Consider the following 6,241-nt stretch of genomic DNA (forward strand, 5'->3'; position numbering starts at 1 on the left):
GTGCGGGACAGGGCGGCTCCAGCGCGATGCCGCACAAGCGCAACCCGGTGACGGCCGTGCTCGTCACGGCCGCAGCGCGCCAGACCCCTGCTCTGCTGGCGTCGCTCTACGGCAGCCTGCTCGCCGAGGACCAGCGCCCGAGCGGAGCCTGGCACGCCGAGTGGCAGACCCTGCGCGAGCTCGAGCGGCTCGCGGTTTCCGCGGTCAGCGGAGCGGCCGACCTCGCCGGGCGCCTCGACGTCCACCCCGGGCGGATGCGGGTCAACCTCGAGTTCACCGACGGGCTCGTCTTCAGCGAACGCGTGACCACCCTGCTCGCCGAGGCCCTCGGGAAGACCAGGGCCTTCGCACTCGTACAGCGTGCCGCCGAGGAATCCCACGAGACCCGGCGACCGCTGCGGGTGACGCTGGGTGGCCTGCTGGCAGCAGAGGGCGCCACCGGGGGAGTGACCGACGCACTGCGGGACCGGGCCTGGGCCGCATTCGACGCGGACTCCGGCCTTGGCCAGGGTTCGTCAGCGATCGACCGGGTGCTCGCCCGATACCGGGCACACGTCGAGGCAGAAGTGCCTCGTGAACCGGCAGTGCCTCGTCAACCGGCAGTGCCTGCCCACCCAGCACGGAAGGTTGAACGATGACCCAGCCCCTTCTTCGTGGCACGATTCGCCCTGGCCCGGCTGGCCCGGCTGGCCCGGCTGGCCGGGCGTCGCTGCTCGTTCTCGGACCGTCGCTCGGCACCACGACGACGCTCTGGGACCCGGTCGTCGACGCCCTCGACGCCCTCGGCGCCCTCGGCGACCCGGCACATCCGGACCTGCGGGTGCTCAGCTTCGATCTGCCCGGACACGGGGTCAGCCCGGCCGCGCGGGAACCGTTCACGGTCGCCGAACTCGCCGACGCGGTGATCGCGCTCGTCGACTCCGCGACGGCCGCCGCCCTCGGTCCGGACGCGGCACCGGAGTCCTTCCACTATGCCGGGATCTCGCTCGGCGGAGCGGTCGGGCTCGAGCTCGGCATCCGCCACCCCGGGCGCCTGCTGAGCCTCACCGTCGTCTGTTCGGCGGCACGGATCGGCACAGCGGAGGGCTGGCACGAGCGCGCCGCACAGATCCGGGCGAGCGGAACGCCCTCGATGGTGATCGGCAGCGCCGAACGCTGGTTCGCTCCGGGGTTCCTTGAGCGCGATCCCGCGGCGGGTGCCGGTGCGCTGAACCGGCTGCTCGACATCGACGACGAGTCATACGCGCTCTGCTGCGAGGCGCTCGCCGGCTTCGACGAGCGCGACGCGGTCGCCGGCATCGCCGTGCAGACGCTCTGCGTCGCCGGGGGACTCGACCTCGCCACGCCGAGTGCCCTCGTCGCCGAACTCGCCGCGGCCATTCCCGGCGCCCGGTTCGCCGAGATCGCGGGAGTCGCCCACCTGCCCTCCCTCGAGCGGCCGCGGGACCTCGCAGGCCTGCTCAGGGAACAGCTCGCGGCGACGCCCCCGGCAACGTCTGCGGAGCAGCCGATCGGACTAGCCGTGGCCCAGGATCCCTCCGCACGAACGGCGGCCGAGGTGTACACCGCGGGCCTGGCCGTGCGCCGGGCCGTGCTCGGTGACACGCACGTGGATGCCGCGACGGCCGCGATCACCCCGGAGACCGCCGACTTCCAGGACTTCATCACCCGATACGCCTGGGGTGAAATCTGGACCAGGCCCGGCCTCGACCGGCGCACCCGCAGCTTCCTCACCCTCGCCTGCCTGATCACCGGCGGCCACGAGCACGAGCTCGCGATGCACGTGCGCGCCGCGCTCACCAACGGGCTCAGCCGCGCCGAGATCAGCGAGGCGATGCTGCATACCGCGATCTACGCCGGGGTGCCTGCCGCGAACTCGGCGCTCTCGATAGCCCGCACGACGTTCGCCGCCCTGGACGCGGAGGCCGCCGCCTCTGCACCGACCCCGACACTTCCTTGAACCGGACCGAAGGACTGCTCCATGGATAAGACGTTCACCTCCGCGGCGGCCGCCGTCGCGGACATCCCAGACGGCGCTTCCCTCGCCGTCGGCGGCTTCGGCCTGGTCGGCGTGCCGATCGTGCTGATCCGCGCCCTGCTCGACCGGGGCACGACAGACCTCCGGGTCGTCTCCAACAACTGCGGCGTCGACGGCTGGGGACTCGGTGAGCTGCTCAGGGAGGGCAGGATCAGCAGGGTCATCGCGTCATACATCGGCGAGAACAAGGACTTCGCGCGGCGCTACCTCGGCGGTGACCTCGAGGTCGAGCTCACCCCGCAGGGAACCCTCGCCGAGCGGCTTCGCGCGGGCGGCAGCGGCATCCCGGCGTTCTTCACCGCGAGCGGCGTCGGAACCCTGGTCGCCGACGGCGGCCTGCCCTGGCGCTACGGGCCAGACGGGGAGGTGCTGGTGTCCTCGCCGCCGAAGGAGACCAGGGTGTTCTCCTCGCTCGGAAAGACGCAGGAATACGTGCTCGAGGAGGCGATCGTCACCGACTTCGCCCTGGTGCGCGCCGCTCGCGGCGACCGGCACGGCAATCTGGTCTTCGAGAAGTCGGCCCGCAACTTCAACCCGCCGGCAGCGATGGCCGGCCGGATCACCATCGCCGAGGTCGACGAGCTCGTCGAACCGGGCGAGATCGATCCGGACGACGTGCACCTCGCCGGCATCTACGTGCAACGGATCGTGCAGCTGAACCACGCGGATGCGCATGACCTCCCGATCGAGAAGGTCACGACCCGGCCACGGCCGGGAGGCGCCGCCGCGGCCGCGGCATCCGCCCAGACCGCCAGAACGGAAGGCTGACATGCCCCTGACCCGCAACGAGATGGCGGCCCGAGCCGCGCAGGAACTCGCCCCCGACAGCTACGTCAACCTCGGGATCGGCCTGCCGACCCTGATCCCGAACTTCCTGCCGGAGGGGGTGCACGTCATCCTGCATTCGGAGAACGGGGTGCTCGGCGTCGGGGCGTACCCGTGGGAGGGCGAGGAGGACCCGAAACTGATCAACGCCGGCAAGGAGACCATCACCGTCAATCCCGGTGCGGCGTACTTCGACTCCGCGCAGAGCTTCGGCATGATCCGTGCCGGGGTCATCGACGTGGCCGTTCTCGGCGCGATGCAGGTCTCGGAGACGGGAGACATCGCGAACTGGGCCGTGCCGGGCAAGATGATCAAAGGTATGGGCGGGGCGATGGACCTCGTGCACGGCGCCGATACCGTGATCGTCGTGATGGAGCATGTCACGCGTGCCGGCGAGCACAAGATCGTGGCGGAGTGCTCCCTTCCCCTGACCGGCAAGCACGTGGTCACCCGGATCATCACCGACCTCGCGGTGATCGACGTCACCGGGGAGGGGCTCGTGCTGCGGGAGGTCGCTCCGGGTCTCACCGTCGCGGAGGTGCAGGCCGCGACCGGGGCGCGGCTGCTCGTGCCCGCGGAACCGGGCGTCATCCGCACCCTGCTGCCAGGGGTCGGCGCATGAACGAGCGGATGCGCGAGGTCGTCATCTGCGAACCGGTGCGCACCCCGATCGGGCGCTTCGGCGGGATGTTCGCCACGGTCGCGCCGGCCGACCTCGCCGCCGCCGTGATCGCGGCCCTGCTGGAACGTACCGGCATCGACGGGGGTGTGATCGACGACGTGATCCTCGGGCAGGCCTACCCGACCGCGGAGGCGGCATCCGTCGCCCGCGTCGCCGCCCTCAACGCCGGCCTGCCGGTGACCGTCGGCGGGCTCCAACTCGACCGGCGGTGCGGCTCCGGCCTGCAGGCCGTGCTCGACGCGGCGATGCAGGTGCAGACCGGCATCAGCGACGTCGTCGTGGCCGGCGGAGTCGACTCGATGAGCCAGGCGCCGTTCTACACCGTCGATTCCCGTTTCGGAATCACGGCCGGGCCGGGCGTGCTGCTGCGCGACGCGCTCAGCCGTGGCCGGGAGACCGCCGGCGGCCGCAACTACCCGGTTCCCGGCGGCATGCTCGAGACCGCGGAGAACCTGCGCCGGGAGTACGGCATCGGTCGTACCGAGCAGGACGAGCTCGCCGTGCGGTCCCAGCAGCGCGCCGCGGCGGCCGTTGCAGAGGGCCGCTTCGACGCCGAAATCGTTCCGGTCACGGTTCCGGGGCGAAAGGGCGCCGTCGTCGTCTCCCGCGACGAAACCCCGCGGCCGGACACGACCCTGGCCGGTCTCGCCGGGCTGCGTCCCATTCTCGTGAAGACGGATGCCGACGCGACGGTCACCGCCGGAAACGCGAGCGGGCAGAACGACGCCGCCGCCGTGTGCCTCGTGACGACCCCTGAGCGCGCCGCGGAGCTCGGGCTCACCCCGCTCGTGCGCCTCGTGACGTGGGCAAGGGCCGGCGTCGAGCCCTCGCGGATGGGCATCGGGCCGGTGCCCGCAACGAAGAAGGCCCTCGAACGCGCAGGCCTCACCCTCGCGGACATCGACCTGATCGAGCTCAATGAGGCATTCGCCGCGCAGGTGCTCGCGGTCAGCCGGGAGTGGAAATTCACCGACGCCGACTGGGAACGCACCAACGTGAACGGTTCCGGCATCTCCCTGGGTCACCCCGTCGGTGCCACCGGCGCACGCATCCTGGCGACCGCGAGCAGACACCTGCACCGCACCGGGGGGCAGTACCTTCTCGAGACCATGTGCATCGGGGGTGGACAGGGCCTCGCCGCCGTCTTCGAACGGGTGTGATGGGAGGCGATCGCTGTCCGGTCGCTCGGGCCGGGCATCCGGTGCGCGCAAGCCGAAGCAAGAGCCGACCGTGCGCTCCGCAGCCGGCGGCCGTGCTCAGGCGGCCGGGGGCCGGAACGCGAGCGCGAGCTCGACGAGCAGGCGGGCTCCGAAACCGGTCGGTCCCTTGGTCCGCCAGGAGTCGTCGGAGTCCGACTGCATCGGGCCGCACATGTCGACGTGCGCCCAGGGGGTGTCGCCGACGAAGTCCGCGAGGAACAGGGCAGCGGTCGTCGCGCCGGCGAACGGCCCGCCGAGGTTCGACATGTCCGCGACGTCCGAGTCGAGCTGGTTGCGGTAGCGGCGGTCGAGCGGAAGTTGCCAGACTGTCTCGTCGGTGAGGTCGGATGCCGCGCGCACCTGGTCGATGATGTCCTGGTCGTTGCCGAACAGCGCCGCCATCATCGGGCCGAGCGAGACGAGCGCAGCCCCGGTGAGGGTCGCGAGGTCGACGATGGCGTCAACGCCCTCTTCGGTGGCGAGGACGAGCCCGTCCGCCATCACGAGCCGCCCCTCCGCGTCGGTGTTCTTGACTTCGACGGTCGTGCCGCCGCGGATCGTGAGGACGTCACCCATCGCGGTCGCCGAACCGGAGGGCATGTTGTCTGTGCACATCAGATAGGCGGTCACGGCGTTCGTGCAGCCGAGTTCTGTGAGCGCAGTCATCGCGGCGAAGATCGCGCCGGCACCGGACATGTCCATCTTCATCGCGAGGTGCGTGACATCGCCCGGCTTGAGAGCGATCCCGCCGGAGTCGTACATGATGCCCTTGCCGACGAGGGCGAGGTGCCCGGTCGGCTGTTCGGAGGGGCGATACCGGACCTCGATCATCCGGGGCTCTTCGATGCTGCCGGCATTGACGCCGAGGAGGCCGCCGCAGCCGAGCTCGATGAGTTCCGCCTTGTCGAAGACGCTCACCTCGAGCCCGAATTGCGGTGCGAGAGCCTCTGCGAAGTCGCCGAAGACCGTCGCCGTGAGATGGGAGGGCGGGGCGGCCGCAAGGTCGCGCGCGAGGGCCGTCGCCCGGGCGAGGGCGAGGCCGCGTGCGACGCCGCCTGCGTGTGCGGTGCTCCCGACGAGGTCGAGCGCTTCGAGGGGAATGTGGGTGGTCGCCGTTTTGAGTTCGAGGTAGCGATAGCGTGCGAGCACGGCGCCCTCGACGACGGCCGCGCTGGCCGCGACCGGGTCGAGCCCGCTCGCGGCGTCCAGGAGGTCCGTCGCGAGACGGCGTCCCTGCCGGCCGGCCCTGGCGAACGCGGCGGCGGCGTCTCTCAGGGTCGCGGTCGTGAGCACACCCTGCGCGCCGACGCCGATGGCGACGAGGGTCGGTGCGGATGCCTGGGGGAGCACGAGCGCCTGGCCCACCGCACCGGTGAACCCGGCCTCCGTGAGCGCGGCACGGTCGAGTCCGATCGCCGCGGGGACGGGGCCGTCACTCGAGACGGCGTAGCCGGCGATCGTGGCGCCCTGACCGAAGTCGGGCGTGATCTCGACCCG

Annotated in this window: 5 protein-coding genes and 1 pseudogene; 5 read left to right on the forward strand and 1 reads right to left on the reverse strand. The window is 71.5% G+C overall.

Going from position 1 to position 6,241, the window contains the following annotated elements:
• The 5 genes and pseudogenes from QN357_RS17060 to QN357_RS17080 all read left to right on the forward strand — a co-directional run.
• Positions 1–638, forward strand: a pseudogene (locus QN357_RS17060) (hypothetical protein); the annotation flags it as partial.
• Complete coding sequence (pcaC, locus tag QN357_RS17065) at positions 635–1,960, forward strand: 4-carboxymuconolactone decarboxylase (RefSeq protein WP_323505257.1); 1,326 nt, start codon at positions 635–637, stop codon at positions 1,958–1,960. The pseudogene QN357_RS17060 and the gene pcaC, both read left to right, overlap by 4 nt.
• Before the next feature lie 21 nt (positions 1,961–1,981).
• A complete protein-coding gene (locus tag QN357_RS17070; RefSeq protein ID WP_322136019.1) occupies positions 1,982–2,806 on the forward strand; it encodes a CoA transferase subunit A in 825 nt (274 codons plus the stop codon).
• A 1-nt stretch (position 2,807) separates the two neighbouring features.
• The gene (locus QN357_RS17075) at positions 2,808–3,485 is read left to right on the forward strand and encodes a 3-oxoacid CoA-transferase subunit B (protein ID WP_322140767.1); all 678 of its coding nucleotides are present in this window, start codon (positions 2,808–2,810) and stop codon (positions 3,483–3,485) included.
• Positions 3,482–4,705, forward strand: a complete 1,224-nt coding sequence (locus QN357_RS17080; RefSeq protein WP_322140768.1) for an acetyl-CoA C-acetyltransferase — start codon at positions 3,482–3,484, stop codon at positions 4,703–4,705. The genes QN357_RS17075 and QN357_RS17080 overlap by 4 nt, the downstream gene beginning before the upstream one ends.
• Positions 4,706–4,801: 96 nt before the next feature.
• Here QN357_RS17080 and QN357_RS17085 read toward each other — a convergent pair.
• The coding region (locus tag QN357_RS17085) for a leucyl aminopeptidase family protein (RefSeq protein WP_416347628.1) at positions 4,802–6,241 on the reverse strand (1,440 nt) is incomplete at its 5' end.

It is taken from the genome of Cryobacterium sp. RTC2.1 (assembly GCF_035018685.1).
In the GTDB taxonomy this organism is placed as follows: Bacteria; Actinomycetota; Actinomycetes; order Actinomycetales; family Microbacteriaceae; genus Cryobacterium; species Cryobacterium glucosi.

Coding starts and splice junctions, on each gene's coding strand:
- pcaC (WP_323505257.1), top strand. CDS start 635: ATGACCCAGCCCCTTCTTCGTGGCACGATTCGCCCTGGCCCGGCTGGC.
- QN357_RS17070 (WP_322136019.1), top strand. CDS start 1,982: ATGGATAAGACGTTCACCTCCGCGGCGGCCGCCGTCGCGGACATCCCA.
- QN357_RS17075 (WP_322140767.1), top strand. CDS start 2,808: ATGCCCCTGACCCGCAACGAGATGGCGGCCCGAGCCGCGCAGGAACTC.
- QN357_RS17080 (WP_322140768.1), top strand. CDS start 3,482: ATGAACGAGCGGATGCGCGAGGTCGTCATCTGCGAACCGGTGCGCACC.